Raw genomic sequence first — 24,385 nt, 5'->3', positions numbered from 1 at the left:
GCTAATTTAAGAAATACGAGACACGTTTTTTCGTGTCTCGTATTTTTGGTTTTTTATGGTACAATAAGAATGGATAAATAAATTAGAATTTATTGAGGAAAAGATGAAAATAGAAATTAAAGAAGTTATAGATAAGAAAGAAAAAGAAGAGATATCCAAGGAAGTACTTTATGACTTACCAGAATGGTTTGGACTTCCTGAAAGCACAGAAAATTATATTATAGATTCGCAAGATAAACCATTATTGGCTTGTTATGTGAATGATGAAGTCGCAGGTTATATTGTTTTAAATGCAACGAGTAAGGATTGTGCAGATATTTTTGTTATGGGTGTTAAGAAGAAATTTCATAGAATGGGTATTGGTTCAAAATTGAATAACGCATTTGAAATCTTGGCTAAAAAATTAGGATATACATACTCACAGGTGAAAACAGTTAAGACAGGTTGCTACAAAGAGTATGATATTACTAATAAGTTTTATATAGCGATGGGGTATAAAGAATTGGAATGTTTTCCTACTCTATGGGATGAATGGAATCCATGTCAAATATATATCAAATACCTTGGAGAATAATAAATTTTGAATTATGAAATTATCAACAAAATTTAAGAACGGTAGAAAATTCTATCGTTTTTTTTTTTTTTTAATTTCTAAATCCGATTGACAGATTTTTTCTTTTCTGGTAAACTATAAAAAAACCGACTGTCAGTCTAAAAATAAGGAGAAACAGATGAAGAATAAAAAAGAACAAATTTTAGATGTTTCACTAGCTTTTTTCTTGGAGAAGGGTTATGATAATACTTCGATTAGTGATATTTTGAGCAAATTAGATATTGCAAGAGGTACTTTATACTATCATTTTGAATCTAAAGAAGCAATTATGGATATGATTATAGAGCGTTCTGCAATACAAATAGTAAAAGATGCTCAAAAAGTTATTTTACAGAAAGAATTAAACATCTATGAAAAAATGTTTTCGTTATTTGCTAGTATGAGTATGAAACGTCTAGCTGGCGGTGACTTGATGATTGATTATTTAAATCAACCCCAGAATGCATTATTTCATGAGAAGAGTAATAGAGCATTTATGAAAAATATTACACCTTTATTAGGTGAGATTATTAAAGAAGGGTTTGAAGAAGGTTTATTCGATAACATTTTTCCTTATGAGAGTGCGGAAACTATTTTGATTATGATAATGGGGTTCGTGGATGGACAATATGAACAGTTGAATAAGAATGATTTAGAACGTCGAGTGGAGAGCCTTTTATATAATATGGAGAGAGTATTAGGGGCAAAAGAAGGAAGCTTTGCCGAGTTTAAGACGTTAGCTTTATAAAGAAGCGGGGTGGCTAAGTTGAGTAATGGTTATAAGAAGTTTCTTTTATTATGGGTAGCGAGCCTTATTTCCACGAGTGGCTCGGGAATGAGTTCTTTTGCGCTAGGTATTTTTATGTATCAGAAAACAGGAATGAGTACTATGACGGGGTTGATAATTTTAGCAGGATTTCTACCTGGACTATTGCTTTCTCCATTTGCTGGAGCCCTAGCAGACCGTCATGACCGTAGATTATTAATGATGTTGGGAGATGGATTATCGATTATTGGTCTGGCGTGCATTCTATTTTCTTTACAATTTTTGGATAGTAAACTTCTTATTGGAGGAATATTACTTGGAGCAGCTATTAGTTCAGCTTTTTCTTCTTTAGTAGAGCCATCTTTTCGAGCTACTATATCCGATTTACTAGAAAAGGATGAATACACAAAAGCTAGTGGAATGGTGCAATTAATTCCAGCTTCCCGCTATCTTCTTTCTCCTGTACTTGCAGGCTTGGTTTTAAGTATAGCAAGCATTCACTCTGTATTACTTCTTGATATTTTAACAATATTAATCACATTACCTATTACATATATTGTAAGAAAAGAGATGCAAGGAACACATAAGAAGACTAAAGAGAATTTGAAAGAAGATTTGAAATTAGGTTTTCGTATTATCTATGATAATAAAGGGCTTTGGCTTCTAGTTATGCTTGGGGTGTTAGTTTCATTTTGTCTGGGGACTGTTCAGACTCTTATGATACCGATGCTTCTATCCTTTGGAGGAGAATCTTTTGTAGGATTTGCAACAACTATTTCAGCTTTTGGAATGTTGGCTGGAGGTTTGATTTTAAGTAAGGTGAGTATAAAAAAAGATTTTACAAATGTTCTACAATATGCACTGTTAGGCATGGGGATAGCTATGATTGCATTTGGGTGGTGGCAGAATAAAGTATTAGTTTGTATCTTTGGTTTTTGTCTTTTCCTAAGTTTACCGTTTGCGAATACAGTGATGGATTATCTAGTAAGAATTACCGTTCCAACAATTCATCAAGGTAAGGCTTGGGGATTGATTGGACTTATTTCTCAAGTAGGTTACGTTGTTGCATATGCCTCAGTAGGTGGATTTGTTGATTTTATAATTTCTCCTTTTCTTCAAGAGAGTGGAAGTTTTTCTCAAGCAATACTTGCGTTGATTGGTAAAGGAGAGGGGAGAAGTGCTGCACTTATGATTATTCTTGCAGGCATTTTTCTTGTGATTGTAGCATTGATATTACCACGCAAAAATGAAATTAGGGAATTGGAGGAAAAGTCAGAGAAATCTATATTAGATTAAAAAGGTATGTAAGATTAAACCTTAAACGTTATTTCTATATTTTTAAAAGGAGCTTTTAGAAAAGTTCCTTTATTTTTGTTTTTCTTAAAGATAATATATAGAAAATAGATTATCTTGGTTATTATTGAACACTGTAATTGAATTTGATATAATCAAAATAAGAAGCAACATGTTGGAATAATAATACTATTTGTATTTGAATAACTATATAGAGGAGAACTATAATGAAAATAGAAAGAGGCTTTGGAGAATATTTTAAGTACTCATTGCATGACGCAAGAATATTAAAAATTGATCATATAAATGACAATTTGATATTGTACTTTAATTATATTTTTTCTTACAATGAAGATAAATCAGAAAATACTCATAAAGCGAAGATTATTTTCGAGAAAGTAGATATAGATGATGTTGATTTTCTAGTATTTGATGACATAATAAGAGAAAAGTTTTCAGGGAATTTATTTAGAAGAATATCAAGATAAGTACAAAGATAGTGAATTTGAAGTGATTATAGAAACATATAATTGGGGTAGAGCGGTATTTCAGGACTGGTTATGGAATGATGATGTTCATGTAGATTGTATTATGAATATTTATTATTTAGGAAAAATGATATATGAAATAGAGGAGTAGTGAAATACTATGGGAAAAACGTATTTAGAATTAAAACAATTTTTGTAAGATGCCAACGAAGCAAGCTAAATTGATTCAATTATTTGGATTGACTGGAGAGAATATGACGAGGATGTTATAAATTATTTTAATGAGAAAATAGAAAATAAGATTACCGTTAACTTTGAGAAGAATGGAGGAAAAGATTAGGGTGCGACTAAAGCAACGTTTAATAGAACTTATAGAACATTTATACAATGAAAATATTATTGAAATTAATGTTGTTGATTTCGAAAAAGGCAGTTTTTATGACACTGTGGTTTTCTTAAGAGATACATTAAAAAAAGAATACCCTAAAACAAAGATAAAACGTATTATGAAAAGTATTCACTATGCAAATAGTTTTGATGACGAGTCTTTAAAACAAAGTGCTTTTTTACTTGACGAAATAGAGCAGTATCTTTGTTTTAATAAATTTCTGAATCATGATAAATCCGTAGAGTATTTTAATGAAAAAATTACAGCTGATGGATTTGTTATTAATCCAGAAAATTTACTAGAAGTGATGATTGAGAGTTTATTAGATAGTGAAAAAATCTAATAAGGACGGATAATGGTTTTTAATATGTGAGAAGATTATGGATACGCATAAATTTAGAACATAATAATCTTCCTATAATTTTAGAAACATTAATGCTATTATGTATTATTTACAAACATACAATTATTATATTTTTAATAAGTTCCAAATAATAGTTTAAAGTTTGTGAATATTTAAATGTGGGTATATGTTATAATAAAGTGCAATAAAAATTTTGTTAATATATTTATTAATGTAGAAAGGATAATAAAATGGTAGTATTTGATAAACTTTGGTTGGAATTTACTAAATTACCAGAGGTAACGGCAATAGTATTAGGAGGTTCTAGAAGTAGTAATAACTATGATGAAAGTTCTGATTATGACCTATATATTTATTGTACAAGCATTCCCGACAAAGATGTTAGAAAATTAATTTTAGATAAATATTGTTCTTATATTGAGTTAAATAATCAATTTTGGGAATGCGAAGATGATTGTACTTTATCTGATGGAATAGATATAGATATTATTTATAGAAATATAAATGATTTTGAGAATAATATAGAAAATGTTGTGGAAAAACATCATGCGGGTAACGGATATACAACATGCTTTTGGCATAATTTGAAAAATAGTAAAATTCTTTATGATCCTTATAAAGAATTTTCTAGAATACAAGAAAGATTTGCCGTTCCGTTTCCTAAGGAGTTAAAAGAAAATATTATTTCAAAAAATTTCCGTTTATTAACAGGGAATTTACCTTCGTATGATAAGCAGATTTTAAAAGCATTTAATCGTGGAGATTTTGTGAGTGTAAATCACCGTATTGCAGCATTTATAGAATCTTATTTTGATATTATCTTTGCGATAAATGAACTTGCTCACCCAGGAGAAAAGAGAATGATTTCGTATGCTAAAGAACATGCTAAGATTCTTCCTAAACAATTTGAAGAGTCTCTGAATATGTTATTATATAGTGTAGGTAGTAGTATAGGTGACGTAGAAAAAAACTTGAAAAATATTATAAAAAATTTAGAAGAAATCATATAGTTATAGATACACCGCATGATGACAAATCAGAAATTAGTAATTAGTCTAGAATTTATCTGGACTAATATTTCTATCTATCCTAATTATGATGGGATTATATTTAAAAAAGAAAAATCAGATACTTTCTAAGAAGCCAGTTAATGGAAAAAAGATGAAGATAAACTAAATGCTAAAAAAGAGACCATGGAGCTTGAATTAGCAAGATTTTGAAGTTAGGATTAAACTAGGAGAGATATTGTATGACAAAATTTATGATAGATAACAATGAATTTACTTTAACGGGTGAAAACGAATATGAAGGTAAATTATGCGTTTGGGGAGAGGAAGTAACAATTTTTGTAGATTCACAAGAAAACCAAGAAAAAATTGTCTCTTTTGTACAAGATAAAATTCAATGGATTGATGAAAACAAAAATAAAATTATAGACGCATTTATGGAGGAAAATAGCCATTATATAGAAGTAATTAATGATATGATAGAAGATGGTGAATTTGATGCTGAGTGTGAAATTGATGAGGAGGACTTTATTAGTGCGTTGTTTATTAACAATGTATCTTTATTTTTAGATGAGAAAGATTGGAGTATAATGTTAGATTTGGAAGCAGAGCCTGATTATCTATTAGGTCATTTAGCTTGTATTGAAATAGATAGCGATTATGAAATAGAATTCGGCGGGTTAAATGGGTAAAAGCTGTTATTAAAAAAGAGATTGCTAAAGAATTATTTTATAGCGATAAAGAAGAATTTTTAGCTACAGATAAAAATAAGCAATATGTTAAAATAATTTTCGCTCTTAATCGTTCGCAAAAGACAACTGTCACCTATGGAAGAAAGTCCGATTTTTTCGTTTTAAAGAAACTATTAGATTATTATTTTCAAACAATATAATTTAAAAACGAACTATAAAATCATAAGATAAAGATATTTTATCAAAAAACAAATTTTATTTTCGAAAAAGTATTGACATTATTTTTAAAAGTTGGTATACTTAATCACAAGTTAATGATTCACACGTCGATAAGATAAGTAAAAGTGAAAGATGGTAAAGAGAGTCTCGGATGGTGAAAAGAGATCGTATTGGAAACTTTGAAAATGGTCTTTGAGTGTTAATGGTCGAATAATTAGACCTTTACGGGTGAGCCCGTTATAGCTTCAGGGTATAACATCAAATTTGATGCGTACTTTTTGAGTTGATATTTGTGAGAATATCATAAAGTAAGGTGGTAACACGTAAATGATTAGACGTCCTTGCAGAAGCGTAGCTTCTGTGAGGGCTTTTTTATTTCTCAAAATAATCAAAAGGAGAATTAACTTAGACTTTTATATAAATATTGGAGGAAAAAACAATGTCAGAATTATTAAGTATTTATAAAACGTTAAAATCTAAAAAATGGGTGAACTTAAGCCATAAGATTGATGAAAACTCTCCGAAGTTTCCAGCATTACCAGCATTAGAAAAAGAAACATTATTTACACTGAAAGATGGATTTTATGTCCAAAAATTTTCAGTAGTTGGTCAATATGGAACTCACATAGATGCCCCTATCCACTTTGTAGAAGGTGGAAGATGGCTTGATGAGATTGAGCTAAAGGATTTATTGTTACCTTTATATGTTATTGATAAGAGTGCTGAAGTAGCTACTAACAATGATTATAAAATTACTAAACAAGATATTCTTGATTTTGAAGAAAAATATGGGGAGATTATTCCGGAATCGTTTGTAGCATTCCGTAGTGATTGGTCTAAGCGTTGGCCTAACTATGATGAGATAAGAAATCTTGATGAAAATGAAGTACAACATACACCAGGTTGGTCTCGAGAAGCATTAGAATTTTTAATTAAAGAAAGAAAAGTTAAAGCAGTTGGACATGAAACTCTAGATACTGATTCTGGAGTGAGTGCTGCGGCAGAAGGATTGGTAAATGAGTATTATTTATTGGAACAAGATATTTATCAAGTAGAAGTACTTGCAAATCTTGATCAAGTACCAGCAACTGGAGCATTGATTTCAGTAGCTTATCCAAACTGGACAGAAGCGACTGGATCTCCAGCTCGCGTAGTAGCAATACTACCAGAAGAAGAAAAATAAAGGCCTTTTATAGAAAAAAAGTAAAGAAGTAAAGAAAGTTAGAAGTTTATAAAATATAGAAATTAAGAAAGTAAAGAAGTTAGAAGCAAAAAGTTTTATGAAGTAAAAAAAATCAGGATTAGAGAGGAAAAAATTATGTGTAAAAATTGTCAAAATAAATTAGTAGGAAAAGCACCATATAGAGTAGATCATGTTGGATCATTTTTAAGACCAAAAGAATTAGTAGAGGCAAGAGCTAAGTTTGTAGCTGGTGAAATTACTAAAGAAGAATTAACAAAAGTAGAAGATAAAACAATTACAGAATTAGTTGAAAAGCAAATAATCCACGGCTTAAAAGGAGTAACAGATGGAGAGTTTCGTCGTGCATACTGGCATCTTGATTTCTTCTGGGGGCTTAATGGAGTAGAACATACTCAAGCAAAAATCGGTTATCAGTTCCATGATGAAACTACAAAACCAGACTCAGCTGATGTAGTTGGAAAAATTTCTGGAGAAAATCACCCGTTTGTAGAACATTATAAGTTTTTACGTGATTTGGTAGGTGATAGAGCAGAAGTTAAGCAAACTATTCCAGCACCAGCACAGTTTTACTTTGAGTTGATTCGTGATGAAGAACATATTGCCCAAACAAATAGCATTTATCCAAATAAAGAAGAATTATTCGCGGATATTATTGCTGCATACAAACAAGTAATTAAAGAGCATTATGATGCGGGGTGTCGTGTAATTCAACTTGATGACTGTACTTGGGGAGCAATTGTTGATGATAGATTAATTAAATTAATCGCAGAAGGAAGTGGCTTTGATCCAGAAGGAATCCGTGAAACATTCAAAAAAGAATTTATTACCCTTAATAATGGGATTTTAACAGATCTTCCAGAAGACTTAGTGGTAAATACTCATATTTGTCGTGGGAACTATCACTCGACATGGGCTAGCTCTGGCGGTTATGACAGCGTGGCGGATACGTTATTCGGTGAAGAGAACGTTAATGCTTACTACCTAGAATACGATACAGACCGTGCAGGTGATTTCAAACCACTTGCCAAAGTAGGAAATGATAAGAAGGTTGTTTTAGGACTACTTACTTCAAAATCAGGAAAGTTAGAAAATAAAGACGAGGTAATCGCGCGTATTCGTGAAGCAAGTGAATATGTACCATTAGAAAATATTTACTTAAGTACGCAATGTGGATTTGCTTCTACAGAAGAAGGAAATATTTTAACAGAAGAAGATCAATGGAAAAAAATTGCTTTAATTAGCGAAATTGCACAAGAAGTTTGGGGAGATAAGTAATATAGAACATTAAGTAATATAACTTATCGGGCTGCATATGAAATATTAATAAGTTTATATCTGAAAACATCTTAAGTTTGAGTATATATAAGAAAGGCGGAAATTCTATTTTTGAGTTTTCGCTTTTTTACATATTATTATAGAAGAAAAGATAAGGAAGGGGATAGGTTATTATAAAATTAAGAAGAGTCTAGCAATAAGTTTTTGACACATATATTAGTTTGGAGTAAAATATAGTTTATAAATAATTGATAAAATTCGTGTAAAGGTAATATAATGAGGTAAAAGTATGGCTAAGAAAAAAGAAATCAAAACAAATGCTATGAGATTTTTGGATGATAATAATGTAGAATATACCCATTTTGAATTTGACGCAACGAGTGACGCTGCAAAGACTGGTGTTGGAGTTGCTGATATAATTGGTCGTAATCACAATCAAGTTTTCAAAACAATTATGACGACAGATGGTAAAGGAAATTATGTAGTAGGAGTGCTGATGAGTGAGGATAACATCAACTTCAAAAAACTAGCAAAAGCAGCCGGATTAAAAAGTTTATCGATGCTACCACTAAAAGATTTAACAAAAATCACAGGTTATGTAAAAGGTGGTTGCTCGCCATTTGCTATGAAAAAACTTTTTCCAACATTTGTAGACGATAGATGTCGTGAAGTTGAATCAATTATTGTTTCAGCTGGTAAGGTAGGACATCAAGTAGAAGTTAAACCAGAAATATTGGAAAATCTTATAGATGCCCAAATAGTTGATATTAAGGCAGAATAAAATAAAAATAGTTTTTAGTTTTTACTAAAAACTATTTTTTTATGCCGCCACCCAGAATTGAACTGGGAACGGAGCATTACCATTGCTCTATTATACCATTTAACTATAGCGGCTCATAAGAATTATATCATATAAACTATTTTCTATGCAAATTTACTTTATGGGACAGTCACATGAATTATTTACAAACTTGCTAGTATTTTAATTAATGAAGACCAATTTTTTTATGGTTTTTTAGAATAGATTTATTGAAATAATAATTAAAATGTTGGTTTAATTAAATAGATTAACAGTATATTTTATAGTAAATACTTCTTGCTTATTCACAAAAACATTGATTTTACAGCGTTTTCAAGTGTTTTTTTATGAATTGAAAGAGGATTGTAATGGAATTGAAATAGTTTAGATATTCTACTGAAATTTTTTTTTGTTATAATCTTAAAGGTGAAGGAGGCGTAATATGTTATTTGATACACATGCGCATTTAAATGATGATGCTTATTTAGAAGACTTAGAAGAAACTATAGAACGCGCTAAAGAAGCGGGTGTAAAATTAATTAATATAGTAGGCTTCGATGACAAAAGTATAGAAAAAGCACTAGAAATCACAGCTAAATATGACTTTTTATATTTAACAATAGGCTGGCATCCAGTTGAAGCGATAGATTTTACAGAAGAAAAGTATGAAATGATAAAAAATATCGCATTGACAAATGATAAAGTAATTGCAATCGGTGAGATTGGTTTAGATTATCATTGGGATAAAAGTCCGAAAGATATTCAAAAGGAAGTATTTAGAAGACAAATTCAACTAGCGAAAGAAGTAAATAAACCAATCGTGATTCATACAAGAGATGCGATGGAAGATACTATAAAAATCCTTCAAGAAGAAAAAGCTAGTGAAGTTGGTGGAATAATGCATAGTTTTTCAGGTTCAGTAGAAAGTATGAAGATTATGTTAAAAGAAGACTTCTACATCTCATTAGGAGGTCCAGTAACATTTAAAAATGCTAAGACACCTAAAGAAGTAGCAAAAGCTTGTCCATTGGATAAACTTTTAATAGAGACAGATTGTCCGTATTTAACGCCAACACCTTATAGAGGTAAAAGAAATGAACCTGCTTATGTGCACTATGTTGCACAAGAAATAGCAGATTTAAGAGAGATGACTTATGAACAACTAACAAAACAAACATTTAATAATGCATGTAAGTTGTTTAGAATAGACAAAAAGGAGATTGATTAATAAAAATGAAATTAGGAAAAATTTTAGTAGCAGCAGCAACATCAGGAGTATTATTATCAGGAGCGTTTATGATAGCAGAAGAATACACAGGAAAATCAGCTTTTGCCGTAAACATGGATAATACACGCATTGAATTAAAAACTAAAAAAGGAACTGTAAGAGAAGTGCTTATCGCTAATGACATTCCTTTTAGTGCAGATGATAGAATCGAGCCAGGACTTGATACAAAAGTTAAAGGTGGAGAAACTATTAACATTTACAGAGCTCGTGAAATCACTATAGTTGATGGAGAAACTACAACAACAAGAAAAACTACTTATCGAAAAGTAGAAGATATTCTAAAAGAGCTTAATATTACTTTAGGATCTGAAGATAAAGTAACTCCAGAATTAAGCAGCGAAGTAGCAGAAGTAGATACTATTAAAATCACAAGAAATAGTACAACTACAGAAACAAGAAAAGAAGCTATAAAATTCGAAACTAAAGAAGAAAAAGATGATACTAAATATGTAGATGAAAAAGTTACTAAAGTTGAAGGTAAAGACGGAGAAAAAGAAGTTACTTACAACGTAGTAAGAGAAAATGGTAAAGAAGTATCTAAAACAGTTGTTTCTGAAAAAGTTTTAACAGAAGCAACAGCTAAAGTAGTAGTTGTTGGAACAAAACAACGTCCAGCTAGCCAAATGGTGAAAACAGCAGGTGGAACAGTAGCGTTAGCAAACGGAAATACAGCTGGAGCAACAGGTGCAGCGGCAGCTCAAGAAATGGCTCGTCGTACAGGAGTACCAGCATCTACTTGGGAACACATCATTGCTCGTGAATCAAACGGTCAACCAGGTGCAAGAAATGCGTCAGGAGCAAGCGGATTATTCCAAACAATGCCAGGATGGGGATCAACAGCAACAGTTGAAGACCAAATCAACGCAGCAACTCGTGCATATCAAGCGCAAGGTTTATCTGCTTGGGGAATGTAATATAAAATAGAAAACTCTCGAAAAGATTTTCGGGAGTTTTTTAATTATAAGATTGTAAAAAAATAACTCTTAGAAAGTAGCTAATAAAAAAACCACAAATTCTAAGAGGTTGTTTATTCTATATTCTTTTCTCAACTGCCTTATATAGTAAGAATGATGCAACTGAACATATAAGAATAGCTATTGCACTAGAATAGAAAATATTACCAATTCCAACTAGAGGCGAGACAATTCCACCTAAGAAGAATGGAACAAAACCTGATAGGGCAGATGCACTACCAGCACGTTCGCGCTCTAAACTCATAGCTAAAGCCCCACCTACAGGTAAGATAAAACCTAATCCTAAAAGAAGTAAAAAGAAACTAATCTCAACAAAAATAAATGGTAGTGTTAGAGTAAGAACGATGGCTAAATAAATACTTACTAAAAGCATAATAGATAAACCTAAAGTCATGCTTGTTTTTTCTCTAAAATTTGTAGTGCTTTTACTTCCTAAAACTAAAGCTAAACCATTAAGTCCAAAACATAAACTATATGCAAACGAAGATAAATTGTAATGGACTTGTAGAATAAAAGGAGAAGCAGCGATATAAGCAAACATAGCTGACATAGCCAAACCTTGAATCATAACAAGCATAAAGAATAGTTTGTTTTTAACTACTGCTACAATAGATGAATATGTTTTTAGAACTGGGACATCAAGACGCTTTTCTTTTTTTAATGATTCATTAAATTTCATGGATGTAATAATTAAAGGTGCACCTATAAGTGCTAAGGTAACAAAAATCCCACGCCAGTCAGTAAATTGTAGCAACAAGCTACCGATAATCGGTGATAAAATTGGAGCAAGACCATTTACCGCCATAAGAAGTGCAAAAAATTCCGCCATTTCTCGACCTCTATAAAGATCGGTAGAAACAGCTCTTGAGATAACTAAAGCTCCAGCAGATGCAAGCCCTTGGATAAGTCTAAGGATTGCCATTAAATATATATTAGGTGAAAAAATAATGGCAACTGTGCTGATTAGATAAACAATAAGGCTGATTAATAGTGGTTTTTTTCTTCCGTATTTATCGCTAATAGGCCCGATAAGTAACTGTCCTAAGGCCAAACCAACCATACTTCCTGTAAGTGTAAGTTGAACTGTAGAGGTATTAGCGCCAAAATATTCCCCCATGAATGGTAAAGCTGGTAAATATAAATCTGTAACGAATGGCCCAAATGCCGATAGAGTTCCTAAAAATAAAACTAGGAACAATTTTGAATTTTTTCTATTTGTCATTACGACTCCTTTCTTTTTGAGAATACTAACGATTATAGCACAAAAAATTTTTTTGTGTAAGTTTTTTTTAGCGTATTTAAGAAAATTTTTTGAGCAATAAAAATAAGAGTATAAAATAGAATTTTAATTTTATCGAATGTTTTCGATATGAGTTTAAAAAACTAGATTATACTCTTATTTTATTTTGAAATCAACACTGTCAATTTTAGCGATTAGTTTATTATTTATAAACCAAATTAGTGAGCCTACATAAATAATGTAAGTAAACATAAGTAAGCTTGCAGTAGTAAAGATACGATGGTTTTTAAAGAATAAAAAGTTTAGCAGTAAAACAGTGCAATAGATAATAAAAACGATTAAAAGTTTTAGTTTGCTTTTTTTTATCCAATTAGTATATTTAGTTAGCAACTCTAATCTTTTGTTTTCTTCATTTGTTACCATTATATTCTCCTTATAAAATAATATCTAAATTATAACAAAAGAAAAATAAAGGTGCAAATAAAAATAGATAAAATATTTTTATAGTAGAGCTTCAAATAGTTTATTGGTATTGCTAGAATATAAAGATATATGGTATAATTAAATTGCCATATTATACACAATAGGAGGAAATATGTCTTATACAAGAGATGGTATTTTTGAAAAAATTATAGAAAAATTACCTACTTTAAAAATTCACGAAAGACGAGAAAAAGATAATAGTATATTTATTTTAGAATATAATAATCGCCGAGCAAAGATTGATATAGATAGTTTTATAAGAAAGCTAGGCGACAAAAAAAGTGAGAAAAGCGATAAAAAGGTAGAAGAATTTATTTATTATATTGTGAATAATTTTACAGCTCAAGATAATGTATCTTTAGAGGGTATTGCAAAAGAAGAGCTGATAGATAAGGTTTATCCCGTTGTTCGCTCAACAGGATTTAATAAAGATAACAAGCAACATCTTGTAAAATATCCGCATACAAATGAGACGGATATCTATCTAGCTTATGATTTTGGAAAAGGGTATAAGCTTCTAGATAAGACTTTTCTAGAGAAACTTTCGTTATCATTAGATGGAGTTTTTGAATTTGCTAAAAGAAATCTAGAGAACTTGCCGCTAAAATATAATCTAGATGAAGTAGAAGGAAATAAATTTTATTTTCTAAATGCTAAAGATGGCTATGATGGAGCACGAGTTATTGATAAAAATATTTTAGATTATTTTTATAAAAAAATTGGAGAGTCATATTATTTAGGCTTACCTCATCAGGATGTTCTTATTATAGCGGATATAAAAAATAAAAAAGGGCTGGAGATTCTGCAAAAAATGATGGTTCAGTTCTTTACAGAAGGTACAGTTCCGATAACAACAATTACATTCAAATATGATGGAGAAAAATTAGAAAGTTATTTTATTTTTGTTGAATAAAGCGACTAAAATTTAAAATAGTATAGGAGAACGATTATGTTATTTTTTTACAATAAGAAAATGCTAGGAGAAACATTATTAATTACTATTCAAAATAGTGAAGAGGTTACTTATGAAGATAAGAAAAATATTACACTTATTAAAGATAATAATGGAGTATTAGTAGGATTAAATATTTTTAATGTTGAAAATTTGAAACTAGAAGGTGAAGGAAGTATTGAATTATCTGATGAACAAAAAGAAATTTTGAGCAAACGTCTAGAAAAGAATGGTATCAAAATAGATTTAGAGGGTAATAACGATGATTACTTCGTAGCAGGGGAAGTTCTTACTTGTGAAAAGCATCCAGATGCAGATAAACTGAAAGTAACAACGGTTAATGTTGGAGAAGAAACTTTACAAATTGTTTGTGGAGCACCTAATGTAGAAGCTGGACAAAAAGTCGTAGTAGCCCTTAGTGGAGCGATGATGCCGAGTGGATTACTTATTAAACCATCGAAATTACGTGGTGTAGATTCTAACGGTATGCTATGTTCAAAACGTGAATTAGGTTTACCTCAAGAAGAAGTAAGAGGTATTTTAGTATTAGATGAAGATACTAAAGCAGGTACTAAATTAAAAGAATTGAATTTAAAATAATTTATAAATAGGAGGTGTAACTATGGTTAATTGGAAAAAATGGTTTTTAGAAGAAGAAGAAGATGAAATTTATAAAGCTGAAGAAGGGCGAAGAGATAAAAAAGAAAAGAGTCCTGTCTCAAATAATGAAAGTGATTTTGATATAGAAGTATCTGATAAAGAATCATTTGTAGATAAAAGAGAAACTAGAAAACGCGAAGAAGAAATAGATCTAGACGAATACAGTGTTCCGGAAGATTTTGATATAGAGTTTACAGAAGAAGATGAATATTCAGCTCCACAAAAATATCAAAAAGAGAAAAACGATGGCGGATTAATGGGGCGAATAAAAGGTTTATTCTCTAGTTCGAATGATAAACAATTTTCAGATGATGACTTTGAAGACGATTTCGAAGAAGACGATGAAGTAGAAGACTATAAAACATATTTAGAGCGTCAAAGACGAGAAGAGAAGTTAGAAAAAGAAGGAAATTACACTTTATCAGAAGACTTGGAAGACGATGAAGAATATGAAGAAGAGTACGAAGAAAAACCACAAGGATTCTTCAACCGATTAAAAGAACGTTTATTTAGTGTGAGTGAAGAAGATATAGAAAAAGAAGAATTGGATGCCATACTTGATGACTTGGAAGATGAGTCAACTTCTGACAACTTCGTAGAAGAAATTGGCGAAAAATTTGAGAGAACTGAACAACAAGATTTTTCAGAGCGAGTTCGTAATGAGGAAGTTACGGATGTGGAATTTGAAGAAATAGATTTATCAGAATATGAAGAAGGTTTAGAAAAAGAAGAAAAACCTGAAAATACTACTAGTCTGACAGATGCATTAAAAGAACTAGGAGTAGCAAACTCTGAGATAAAAGACGTTGATATTTTTGGAGATAAATCAGATAGAAGAACACATCCAACACTTGCAGCTGTTCGAACAAAAAGATTAAAACAAGATCATAAGATGGACACTCTAGGAACAGATGTTGCTTTAGAAAAAGACCATAGCGATTTGAAAAATGAGATAGCTAAAGCTTATGAATCAAAAGAATCATCTGCTGAACAAGATTTAGAAGTTAGAGAAACTAAAAACAAAGAAGCACGTGCTGAGTTAAGTGAAAACTTCAATAAATTAGAACGTCGTGAAGATAAAATACAAAAAGACAACGTATTATATAAACAAGATAAAGAATTAGATGAACTTTTTGATGAGATTAAAGTTAAAGAAGAAGAAAGCCATCAAAGATCTGTACCGGAATTAGAAGTTCGCACTGTAGATGCAGAAGGTGAACGTCGTGAAAAAGTTAAATATACTACTGTTGATGATATCTTAGAAGGAAATGATGATCTTTTTGAAGATGATATTGATAGAACTAGTAAAAAGCTAGTAGGTGAGCGTTTTGATGAAACTATTAAAGCGACAAAAGAGGTAGAAGATTTTAGAAAAGACTTGTATGAAGGTAGAAGAGCAGAAACAGTAGAAAAAACAGCCTTAGACGAGCTTATCGAAGCGGAGAATATTGATATTTTCAAAAAAGAAGAGACTTTACCTGAAATAGAAAAATTAAACACAAATCTAAAAGAGTTCAGGGAAGAACATAATGTAGAAGATATTGAAGAAGATATTGATTTAGTGGAAAAAGCTGCGCGCATAGAAGACATAGAAGTTGAAGATTATGATGAAATAAAAGAACATAAAAAAGATATCCTAGAAGGATATAGTGATTATCATCTAGATGAAAATGAGATTATTGAACTTGAAGAACAAAATCATTTGGATGAAACAGCAACAGACGTTGATATTGATAGATTATTAGCGGACATTTCTCCTCGTAATAAGGTGAAAACGATGAATAATGATGTTGATAAGTTTGTTGATGAAAAAGTTGAGCCAATAGAAGTTGCTGTTCAGAGAGTCGAAAAACACTTAGAAGAAGATGAAGTAGTAGTAGAGGAACAAGAGGAAGAGGAAATTGGTATCGACTATACTGAAAAACTTTATACTGATGATGTTTTTGACTATTTCGATAAAGGTAATGGAAGAAAACTAGGTGAATATAAAACTATAGACCATGGTTATAGACCTGTAAGCAAAGAAAAAATAGAGAACAACCAACGTATCCTAGAGTCAATTTTTGAGAAGTATTCTAATAATAATATATCATCAAATAAATCTGTAACATCTACAATGATGACAACGAATATTATTACTCCAAAAATGAGAAGTGTAGGTAAGTTCAAACCTACTCCAGTTTATTCATCAGTTTATGGTTCTGGACCGCGTAAAGATGTAGAAGTTAAATCTGCAACTAAGTTGGCAGAAGAAGCGGGTTTATCAGATAAAAAAAGCGTTCCTGTGAAAAAAACTGCAGAACCAAAAAACAAAAAGAAGTCAGAAGCTAAGGTAGGAAAAAATGAGCAGGCAAGTGCTGATATTTATAAAGAAATAGCTTCTCAAGAAGAAACTGTATGGAATATTGGCTCTGCTAAAAGAGTGCCTAAAAGCAAAATAAAAACAAAAAAAGATAAAAAGTAATTTAATATTTTCCAATTAACCAAAAAATGCCAACCGTAAGAATTTAATTTTTACGGTTGGTTTTTTATGTTATGAAGTTAGTATTTTTCTAAGATTTCTGCTCTAACTGCCGAGATTAAATATAGCGAACCTGTAATTAAAAGTACTTCATCACTTTTTAAATTAGGAATAAGCTTAGAAAGAGCTAGTTCATAATTTTCATATTTAGTAACAAATGTATCATTAAAACTACGAACAAGATTATCCAAGTTCGATTCTTTGATTTCAATAGGAACTTTAGTTGCAGAAAACTCAGCGGGAATAGTTTTTAACTTAGTCACCATATCTTCATAGTCCTTATCCTCAAGGATACCTAACAAGATTTTTAGTTTTGGGAAGTTGTTAGCACTAAGGTAATTGACCAAACTGCTAATACCATCATTGTTGTGGGCTCCGTCTAGTAGGATATTCGGACGAATCCATTCTAGGCGACCTGCCCAAGTAGACAAAGCTAAAGCAGAACTAATTGTTTTATCATCTATATCGATAATACCACGAGAGCGCAGATTAAAGATTGCTGCTAGTGCTAGAGATGCATTGTAAATTTGATGTTGACCAACCATTTTTGTGGTATAGTCGATATTTCTAAAGCTAAATTTATTGCCACGAGCACCAATATCTTTTATTTCTATATTATTTTCGTCTAGAATAGAGAAATTTGCATTTTTTTCTTTACAAATATTAGAAATAACATTTACAACACTATTATCAGCTGGATAGATAAGGACGTTATCATTTTCTTGGATAATACCGGCCTTTTCGTAGGCGATTTTTTCCAAAGAATCACCTAGTATTGCAGTATGGTCTAATCCAATTTTTGTAATAATCGACAATAGCTTTTCTTTAAAAATATTTGTTCCATCATAACGCCCGCCAAGACCAACTTCCATAATAACAAAATCTGTTTTTTGATCTTTGAAATATAGTAGAGCAACTGCTGTAATAATTTCAAAGAAAGAAAGCTTATCGCTAGGGTCATGATTATTTGCATCATAAACTTTAACAACTTCTTTATAGAGACGATATGCTTCTTTGTATGGAATAAAGTCATCGTTAATACGAATACGATCGTTAAAACTTAGCATGCCAGGACTAGAATAAAGACCAACGCGGTATTTTGTTTTTAGTACGTCTTTTATATAAGAACATGTAGAACCTTTCCCATTAGTTCCCGCGACATGAATAACTTTCAAGTCATGCTCAGGATTATTGAATAGAGCCAAAACATGCTCCATACGATGTAGACCAAGCTTCATTCCAGTGCGCTCTATTTTATAAGAAGCGGTAATAAGAAGCTCTTCACAAACATATTCCAGTGCGAAGTTGGTCAACTCATCTTGAGGAAGGGATTCTAGTTTATCGATAATATTTTCTAGGTTTTGTTCTTCTAATAATTCTAAAATATTGTAGTTATCTACTAAATTATTTTTTGTTAAAAAGTTTTCAATTTTAGTTTTACATTTTAAATTCATAATAAATTAACTCCTAAGAAGACTATATCTTCTGATTTTATACATTTAATTCTATAATGCTAAGCAGAAAAAGTAAATAGTAGAAAAAATAATTTTTAACTAGATTTTAGTTATAGTATAAAGTTTGTGTTAAGTTTAGAATATATAATATAACTATAACAAGTTAATAATATTTTTTTCATAATATATGGCTCGTCGTTTGGCGAGCCGTTCTCCTTTTATTCCATAATGTTAATGTAAAAAAGTAAATAGCAGAAAAAAATAATTTTTAACTAAACTTTAGTTATAGTATAAAGTTTATGTAAAGTTCAGAATATATAATATAACTATAACAAGTTAATAATATTTTTTTCATAATATATGGCTCGTCAATTGACGAGCCGTTCTCCTTTTATTCCATATTTTTTGCGACTATAGCACCTATTCCGATAAAAGCTACTATTAAAACAGCTGCCGTTAAAAATTCTAAACTCCAGATATTATTTAATTTCGAACCAAAATTTAACCAAATTAATCGACCGGGAATAAGACCGATAAGGTTGGCTATAAAATAATGTTTAAATGATATTCTAGTAAGTCCATAAGAATAACTAACAACACTGTTTGGTAATATCGGAATAAGTCTACAAATAATCAAAAAGGTAGCGAGTTTATTGTCGTTTAGACCGAAAATTCTATTAAACTGTTTTAAGGTAAGACGTTTTTCTAAAAAATTTTCAATTTTATTTCTCGCAAAATATCTAGAAATAAGAAACATTATATTAGTGTAGATAATTGCGGCTATTATAGTTAGGACAGCACCTAGCTTAAATCCAAATAAAAGACCACCGATAACAGAAAAAATTCCTGGTGGGAATAGAAAGACAGGGAGAATAGATGCTAATAATAAAAATATTATAGGTGCACAATTACCAAATTGTTCAATAAAGTTTTGCATATTTTCTCCTTTAATTATAAATGTATCTTCATGTTTTCCTACTTAAATAGTATAACATAAAGTTTGGGAAAAGGTGAATATAATAGTTTTCTAGAGAGTGACTGCAGGACAAGTATGGAAAGATGAAAAAACAAGTTTTAGTCTAGGCTAGAACTTGTTTTTTCAATAAATTTACTTGCGTATGTTATAATATATTTTATATAGTAAAGAATATTATAGGGGATAACAATGACTAAATTGAAAAAACTTTTAGATGAAAAAAAATATTTGATAATGGGGATTTTGAATTTCACTCCGGATTCTTTTTCGGATGGGGGAGATTTTTTTGATGTAGAAGCAGCGATAGCTGGGGTAAAAGAAATGATTAATCAAGGTGCTGATATTATTGACATAGGAGCAGAATCAACACGACCTGGCTCAACTGCTATTTCAGAAGATGAGGAGCTTCGCCGTTTGGAAAGAGTTTTTCCAATTTTACGTATCGAGTTTCCTGAAGCATGCTTTAGTATAGACACTTATAAACCAGCTGTTGCTGAATATATGATTAAAGCTGGTGTTGACGTGCTTAATGATGTAAATGGAGCAAAAGGAAGCAATATGGCAGAGGTTGCTGCAAAGTATGATATACCGATTGTTATTATGCATAATGGTGGCGTAGAAGAAGGTAGTGAAGTCGAACAAGTCGTTCGTGAACTTGGGGAAAGTTTAGATATTTGTCTTGCTGCTGGTGTTAAAAAAGAAAATATAATAATCGATCCAGGAATGGGATTTGGTAAGACTGCTGAAGCTAATTTAGAGATTACTAGAAAATTAGACTCGTTAAACTCTCTAGGTTACGAGATTTTATATGCGGTAAGTAGAAAGAGAACGACGGATTACGTTTTAGGAGGTAATACTAACCCTAAAGAACGGGATATAGTTACTGCGACACTATCTTTAGAGGCAATACGTCGTGGAGCGAGAATGGTACGTGTTCATAATGTAAAAGTTATGAAAGAAGCATTGATAACTTATGAAATAATAAATGGATAAAATATAGAGAAATACTAAGAAAGGAGGTTAAGATGAAAAATACTTTTATTTATAATAATCATTTAGAAGCGAAAAAAGTACTTAGTACCCTTGAAAAAGAGTTAGAGTTATGCGATGAATTTATTTTTAGCGTGGCATTTATTTCGGAAAGTGGTTTGACAAGTCTGCTTCAAACTTTAAAAAACTTAGAAGAAAGAAATATTCGTGGGAAAATATTGACAACAGATTATTTGTATTTTAACACACCAAAAGTTTTAGATAAACTAGCTACTTTTAAAAATATAGAGCTAAGAATGTATGCTAGTTCGAAAGATAATCATGGTTTTCATACAAAAGGTTATTTGTTTAAGAAAAAAGACTCTTGGAATATTTTGTTAGGTAGTTCGAACTTAACGAGTGCTGCATTAACGATTAACAAAGAATGGAATACATTTGTTGAAGAAGATAATCAGCTATGTTCAAGTATATTAGAAGAATTTCATACATTATGGAATATGTCGGAAGACTATGCTAGCGTAAAAGATAAATATAAAGTTGAGTTTTTGAACAATAAGCAACAAACTCTTAAAACAATAGATAATATTACCGATGAAATTAGTCCAAATGAGATGCAACAAAGTTTTATAGAAAACTTTAAAAAGCTACGAGAACAAGATAATAGAGGATTACTTGTGTCTGCTACTGGTACTGGTAAGACATTTGCAGCAGCTTTTGCGATGAAAAATATAAATGCCAAAAGAATTTTATTTATTGTTCATCGTGAACAGATTGCAAGGCAAGCTTTGGAAACTTTTAAAATTATTTTTGGGAACAGTCGTACATATGGACTTCTTACAGGTAAAAATAAGAATATAGAAGCGGATTTTATTTTTGCGACAGTCCAAACAATATCCAAGTCTGAAGTGTTTAAAAATTTTTCTAAAGATTGCTTCGACGAGATTATTATTGACGAGGTACATCGAGCGGGGGCGAAAAGTTATTTAACAATAATAGATTATTTTGAGCCAACTTTTTATTTGGGAATGACAGCAAGTCCGGATAGAACAGATAGCTTTAATATTTACGAGTTATTTAATAACAATATTGTTTATGAGGTACGCTTAAAAGAAGCGATGGAAAATAACCTTCTTTGCCCGTTTCACTATTTTGGAATTAGCGATTTGATAGTAGATGGCGAAACGCTAGATGAACTTAGTGATTTTACAAGATTAACCTCTGATAAGCGAGTGGATCATATTATTGATAAAATAAATTACTATGGCTATTCGGGGGACAGAGTAAAAGGATTAGTATTTTGTTCTTCTAAACGAGAAGCACAAATACTTAGCGATGCATTTAATAGTAGAGGATTTAGAACTACTAGTTTAACAGGTGAAGATGGTCAGGAAAAACGCGAAAAAGAAATTGAGAAGCTAATAGCTGACTCGGGAGATATATTAGATTATATTTTTACCGTAGATATTTTTAATGAAGGTATAGATATTCCAGAAGTTAATCAAGTGGTTATGCTCCGCCCAACACAAAGTGCGATAATTTTTATCCAACAGTTAGGTCGTGGTTTAAGGAAAAATAAAGACAAAGATTTTGTTGTAATAATAGACTTTATCGCAAACTACAAAAATAACTTTTTAATACCGATTGCCCTATCAGGAGATAGAACTTATGATAAAGATACAGCTCGTAAGTTCCTATCACAAGGGAATAGGTATTTACCAGGAATGTCGACTATCCATTTTGACAATATATCAAAACAAAGAATATATAGCGCAATTGATAATGTGAAATTGAATACATGGTTATTTATTTCTGATGAGTACAACAAGTTAAAAAATAAACTCGGTAGGATTCCAACCTATTATGACTTTGAAAATTATGACACGCTAGATATTAAAAAGATTTTTGAGGTCGCAGGTAGTTATTATGCGTTTTTATCTAAAAAAGACCGAGATTATAGCTACAATGGGAAACTATCAAAAACAGCAGAAAATATGCTGAATTTCGTATCAACTAATTTAATCTTAAGCAAGAAAATAGAAGAGCTGATACTTTTAAGGTTAATCTTAAAAAATTCTCAAAGTCTTGAAGAGGATTTTAGAGGTGTGATGCTTACAGATTATACTAAATTAATCGCTGATTATGAACTTGAGGTAAGTAGGAAGATTCTTACAAATAATTTTGTAACGAGCAGTGTTACGAAAAAGAAATTTAATGACTGTATATTTTTAGATGAGTATAACAAGGTGGTAAAACCATCAAAAGAATTAGAAAAAGAATTGCAGTCAGATATTTTTAGAACATTGTTGACAGAATTAGTAGAATATGGAATTTATAGATATAACAAATATTATAAAGCTAATCTATATAGGGATACTAATTTTGTCCTTTATGAAAAATATAGTTTTGAAGATATTTGTAAACTTTTCTCTTGGAGTATCAATTACGTACCTTTAGCTATTGGTGGCTATAAATATGATGAACAGACAAAAACTTTACCGGTATTTATCAATTATGATATAGATGAAAATTCATTCAACCATGATTATGTCCATGGATTTTTACCAGACAACGGTTTTACATCAATGTCGAAACCACGTCGTAATTTAGAATCAAGAGAATGTGAATATTTCTATAAAGATGAAACAAAGATTTATCTATTTATGAGAAAAAATAAAGATGATAAAGATGGAGCAAGAATATTCTATTTCCTTGGAGAGATGAAAACAGTAGGGAAACCAGAGTTGGTTCATAGAGAAAAAAGTGGCGATACAGTTATTCAATTTTTCTATAAAATTCAGACACCGCTTAGGGAAGATATGTATGAATATTTTACACAGGAGAAGATATAATGATAGATATAGAATTAATAGAAGGCTTAAGCATAGATGATGCTAAAAGAGTTTGCTTATGGACAAATGAAAAAGGTGTAGAGTTTTTGAGAAGGTGGGCAGGACCAGACGTCGAGTTTCCACTTAATGAGGATTCATTATTAAATTTTGAAAATATATACTCTATACAGAAAAATGGAGAATTTATAGGTATAATTAGAAAAATACGTCAAGTTGGCACAAATGTTCATATAGGGAATTTCATATTAAATCCTGAGTATACAAACCGTGGTTTTGGGAAAATAGCTTTAAGGAAATTTATTGATAGTATTTTTTCAGAACAACAAGTAGAGACTATAACTCTTAATGTTTTAGCTGATAATAAGAATGCTATGGAATTATACAAAAAATGTGATTTTGAAGTTCTTTCTACAATAACTCAACCCATTAAAAAATATTTGATGGTTAGAAGAAAATAAAAGCTTGAAAAACTAGTATAATATTTACAAAATATAGTGGATATTTGTTGATTTTTAATTTTATAATTGATATAATGGAAAACAGAGTAATTTTATTACTCCTTACTCTCTTGAAAAAAAGGGAGTCGCAAAGACCAAAAGGAGGTAACACACATGAGAAAATATGAAGTAATGTTTGCTGTTCAACCACGTATCGACGAAGAAGCTAAAAAAGCTGTGGTTGATAGATTCGTAAATATTCTTTCAGAAGGTGCAGAAGCAGTAGAAGTTAAAGATTTAGGTAAAAAACGCCTAGCTTATGAAATCGAAGACTTCACTGATGCTTTCTACTATGTAGTAGAATTAACTTCAGAAACAGATGCGTCTACAAAAGAATTCGATCGTTTAGCAAAAATTAGCGATGACATCATCCGTCACATGGTAGTTAGATTAGAAAAATAAGGGGTGACTTAC

At 30.8% G+C, this 24,385-nt stretch carries 23 protein-coding genes, 1 tRNA gene, 2 pseudogenes and 1 other annotated feature; of the genes and pseudogenes, 21 read left to right on the top strand and 5 right to left on the bottom strand.

The annotated features are described in order from the left end of the window. Positions 1-103 precede the first annotated feature (103 nt). From DQN46_RS07590 to ybaK, 11 genes are all read left to right on the top strand, one after another. A complete protein-coding gene (locus DQN46_RS07590) occupies positions 104-574 on the top strand; it encodes a GNAT family N-acetyltransferase (RefSeq protein ID WP_111743592.1) in 471 nt (156 codons plus the stop codon). Positions 575-731: 157 nt separating this feature from the next. Then, the gene (locus DQN46_RS07585) at positions 732-1,340 is read left to right on the top strand and encodes a TetR/AcrR family transcriptional regulator (protein WP_111743591.1); all 609 of its coding nucleotides are present in this window, start codon (positions 732-734) and stop codon (positions 1,338-1,340) included. Positions 1,341-1,427: 87 nt separating this feature from the next. Further along, positions 1,428-2,654: an MFS transporter gene (locus tag DQN46_RS07580; RefSeq protein WP_231941205.1), complete on the top strand. Its 1,227-nt coding sequence runs from the start codon at positions 1,428-1,430 to the stop codon at positions 2,652-2,654. Between the two features lie 224 nt (positions 2,655-2,878). Continuing rightward, the gene (locus DQN46_RS08650; RefSeq protein WP_197712500.1) at positions 2,879-3,139 is read left to right on the top strand and encodes a hypothetical protein; all 261 of its coding nucleotides are present in this window, start codon (positions 2,879-2,881) and stop codon (positions 3,137-3,139) included. Between the two features lie 22 nt (positions 3,140-3,161). Beyond that, positions 3,162-3,290: a hypothetical protein gene (locus DQN46_RS08855; protein WP_263433188.1), complete on the top strand. Its 129-nt coding sequence runs from the start codon at positions 3,162-3,164 to the stop codon at positions 3,288-3,290. 172 nt (positions 3,291-3,462) lie between these two features. Then, entirely contained in the window at positions 3,463-3,870 is a 408-nt protein-coding gene (locus tag DQN46_RS07570; RefSeq protein ID WP_111743589.1) for a hypothetical protein, read from the top strand. 251 nt (positions 3,871-4,121) lie between these two features. Beyond that, positions 4,122-4,901 carry a DUF4037 domain-containing protein gene (locus DQN46_RS07565; RefSeq protein WP_111743588.1) on the top strand — a complete coding sequence of 260 codons (780 nt, stop codon included), beginning with the start codon at positions 4,122-4,124 and terminating at the stop codon, positions 4,899-4,901. Between the two features lie 239 nt (positions 4,902-5,140). Further along, complete coding sequence (locus DQN46_RS07560; protein WP_111743587.1) at positions 5,141-5,590, top strand: hypothetical protein; 450 nt, start codon at positions 5,141-5,143, stop codon at positions 5,588-5,590. Between the two features lie 317 nt (positions 5,591-5,907). Then, positions 5,908-6,155: a binding site (T-box leader), on the top strand. Positions 6,156-6,248: 93 nt separating this feature from the next. Further along, entirely contained in the window at positions 6,249-6,992 is a 744-nt protein-coding gene (locus tag DQN46_RS07555; protein ID WP_111743586.1) for a cyclase family protein, read from the top strand. 135 nt (positions 6,993-7,127) lie between these two features. Continuing rightward, complete coding sequence (locus tag DQN46_RS07550; protein WP_111743585.1) at positions 7,128-8,288, top strand: 5-methyltetrahydropteroyltriglutamate--homocysteine S-methyltransferase; 1,161 nt, start codon at positions 7,128-7,130, stop codon at positions 8,286-8,288. Between the two features lie 289 nt (positions 8,289-8,577). Next, positions 8,578-9,069 carry a Cys-tRNA(Pro) deacylase gene (gene ybaK, locus DQN46_RS07545; protein WP_004633550.1) on the top strand — a complete coding sequence of 164 codons (492 nt, stop codon included), beginning with the start codon at positions 8,578-8,580 and terminating at the stop codon, positions 9,067-9,069. 42 nt (positions 9,070-9,111) lie between these two features. Here the strand turns inward: ybaK and DQN46_RS07540 are convergent. Continuing rightward, positions 9,112-9,182: transfer RNA gene (locus DQN46_RS07540), tRNA-Thr, on the bottom strand. A 347-nt stretch (positions 9,183-9,529) separates the two neighbouring features. On the opposite strand from DQN46_RS07540, the gene DQN46_RS07535 reads away from it, so the two are divergent. From DQN46_RS07535 to DQN46_RS08775, 3 genes and pseudogenes are all read left to right on the top strand, one after another. Further along, positions 9,530-10,315 carry a TatD family hydrolase gene (locus DQN46_RS07535; protein WP_004633549.1) on the top strand — a complete coding sequence of 262 codons (786 nt, stop codon included), beginning with the start codon at positions 9,530-9,532 and terminating at the stop codon, positions 10,313-10,315. Positions 10,316-10,320: 5 nt separating this feature from the next. Then, a pseudogene (locus tag DQN46_RS08780) lies at positions 10,321-10,920 on the top strand (ubiquitin-like domain-containing protein); the annotation flags it as partial. Positions 10,921-11,022: 102 nt separating this feature from the next. After that, positions 11,023-11,289, top strand: a pseudogene (locus tag DQN46_RS08775) (transglycosylase SLT domain-containing protein); the annotation flags it as partial. A 118-nt stretch (positions 11,290-11,407) separates the two neighbouring features. Here DQN46_RS08775 and DQN46_RS07525 read toward each other — a convergent pair. Continuing rightward, a complete protein-coding gene (locus DQN46_RS07525; RefSeq protein ID WP_111743583.1) occupies positions 11,408-12,571 on the bottom strand; it encodes a multidrug effflux MFS transporter in 1,164 nt (387 codons plus the stop codon). A 174-nt stretch (positions 12,572-12,745) separates the two neighbouring features. After that, the gene (locus tag DQN46_RS07520) at positions 12,746-13,012 is read right to left on the bottom strand and encodes a transporter (protein ID WP_111743582.1); all 267 of its coding nucleotides are present in this window, start codon (positions 13,010-13,012) and stop codon (positions 12,746-12,748) included. Positions 13,013-13,184: 172 nt separating this feature from the next. Here DQN46_RS07520 and DQN46_RS07515 point away from each other — a divergent pair, with 172 nt between their 5' ends. The 3 genes from DQN46_RS07515 to DQN46_RS07505 are packed head-to-tail and all read left to right on the top strand — an operon-like array spanning position 13,185 to position 17,148. After that, entirely contained in the window at positions 13,185-13,985 is an 801-nt protein-coding gene (locus tag DQN46_RS07515) for a DUF1444 family protein (protein WP_111743581.1), read from the top strand. Between the two features lie 36 nt (positions 13,986-14,021). Continuing rightward, complete coding sequence (ytpR, locus tag DQN46_RS07510; RefSeq protein WP_111743580.1) at positions 14,022-14,624, top strand: YtpR family tRNA-binding protein; 603 nt, start codon at positions 14,022-14,024, stop codon at positions 14,622-14,624. Between the two features lie 22 nt (positions 14,625-14,646). Then, complete coding sequence (locus DQN46_RS07505; protein ID WP_111743579.1) at positions 14,647-17,148, top strand: V-type ATP synthase subunit I domain-containing protein; 2,502 nt, start codon at positions 14,647-14,649, stop codon at positions 17,146-17,148. Positions 17,149-17,225: 77 nt separating this feature from the next. On the opposite strand, the gene DQN46_RS07500 is transcribed toward DQN46_RS07505, so the two are convergent. Together DQN46_RS07500 and DQN46_RS07495 are read right to left on the bottom strand one after the other, a co-directional pair. After that, positions 17,226-18,659 (bottom strand): bifunctional folylpolyglutamate synthase/dihydrofolate synthase, encoded by a 1,434-nt coding sequence (locus DQN46_RS07500; protein WP_111743578.1) that lies wholly within the window; start codon positions 18,657-18,659, stop codon positions 17,226-17,228. Between the two features lie 391 nt (positions 18,660-19,050). Continuing rightward, the gene (locus DQN46_RS07495; protein WP_111743577.1) at positions 19,051-19,596 is read right to left on the bottom strand and encodes a TVP38/TMEM64 family protein; all 546 of its coding nucleotides are present in this window, start codon (positions 19,594-19,596) and stop codon (positions 19,051-19,053) included. Between the two features lie 228 nt (positions 19,597-19,824). Between DQN46_RS07495 and folP the strand changes: the two genes are divergently transcribed. From folP to rpsF, 4 genes are all read left to right on the top strand, one after another. After that, a complete protein-coding gene (gene folP, locus DQN46_RS07490) occupies positions 19,825-20,628 on the top strand; it encodes a dihydropteroate synthase (RefSeq protein WP_111743576.1) in 804 nt (267 codons plus the stop codon). A gap of 32 nt (positions 20,629-20,660) precedes the next feature. Further along, positions 20,661-23,474 (top strand): DEAD/DEAH box helicase, encoded by a 2,814-nt coding sequence (locus DQN46_RS07485; RefSeq protein WP_111743575.1) that lies wholly within the window; start codon positions 20,661-20,663, stop codon positions 23,472-23,474. Further along, entirely contained in the window at positions 23,474-23,932 is a 459-nt protein-coding gene (locus tag DQN46_RS07480) for a GNAT family N-acetyltransferase (protein ID WP_004633527.1), read from the top strand. The genes DQN46_RS07485 and DQN46_RS07480 overlap by 1 nt, the downstream gene beginning before the upstream one ends. A gap of 153 nt (positions 23,933-24,085) precedes the next feature. Continuing rightward, entirely contained in the window at positions 24,086-24,373 is a 288-nt protein-coding gene (rpsF, locus tag DQN46_RS07475) for a 30S ribosomal protein S6 (protein ID WP_111743574.1), read from the top strand. Positions 24,374-24,385: the final 12 nt, after the last annotated feature.

The organism is Gemella morbillorum (assembly GCF_900476045.1).
In the GTDB taxonomy this organism is placed as follows: Bacteria; Bacillota; Bacilli; order Staphylococcales; family Gemellaceae; genus Gemella; species Gemella morbillorum.
The sequence above is the reverse complement of the archived record's forward strand: the minus strand, read 5'-3'. Positions and strand labels throughout refer to the sequence as shown.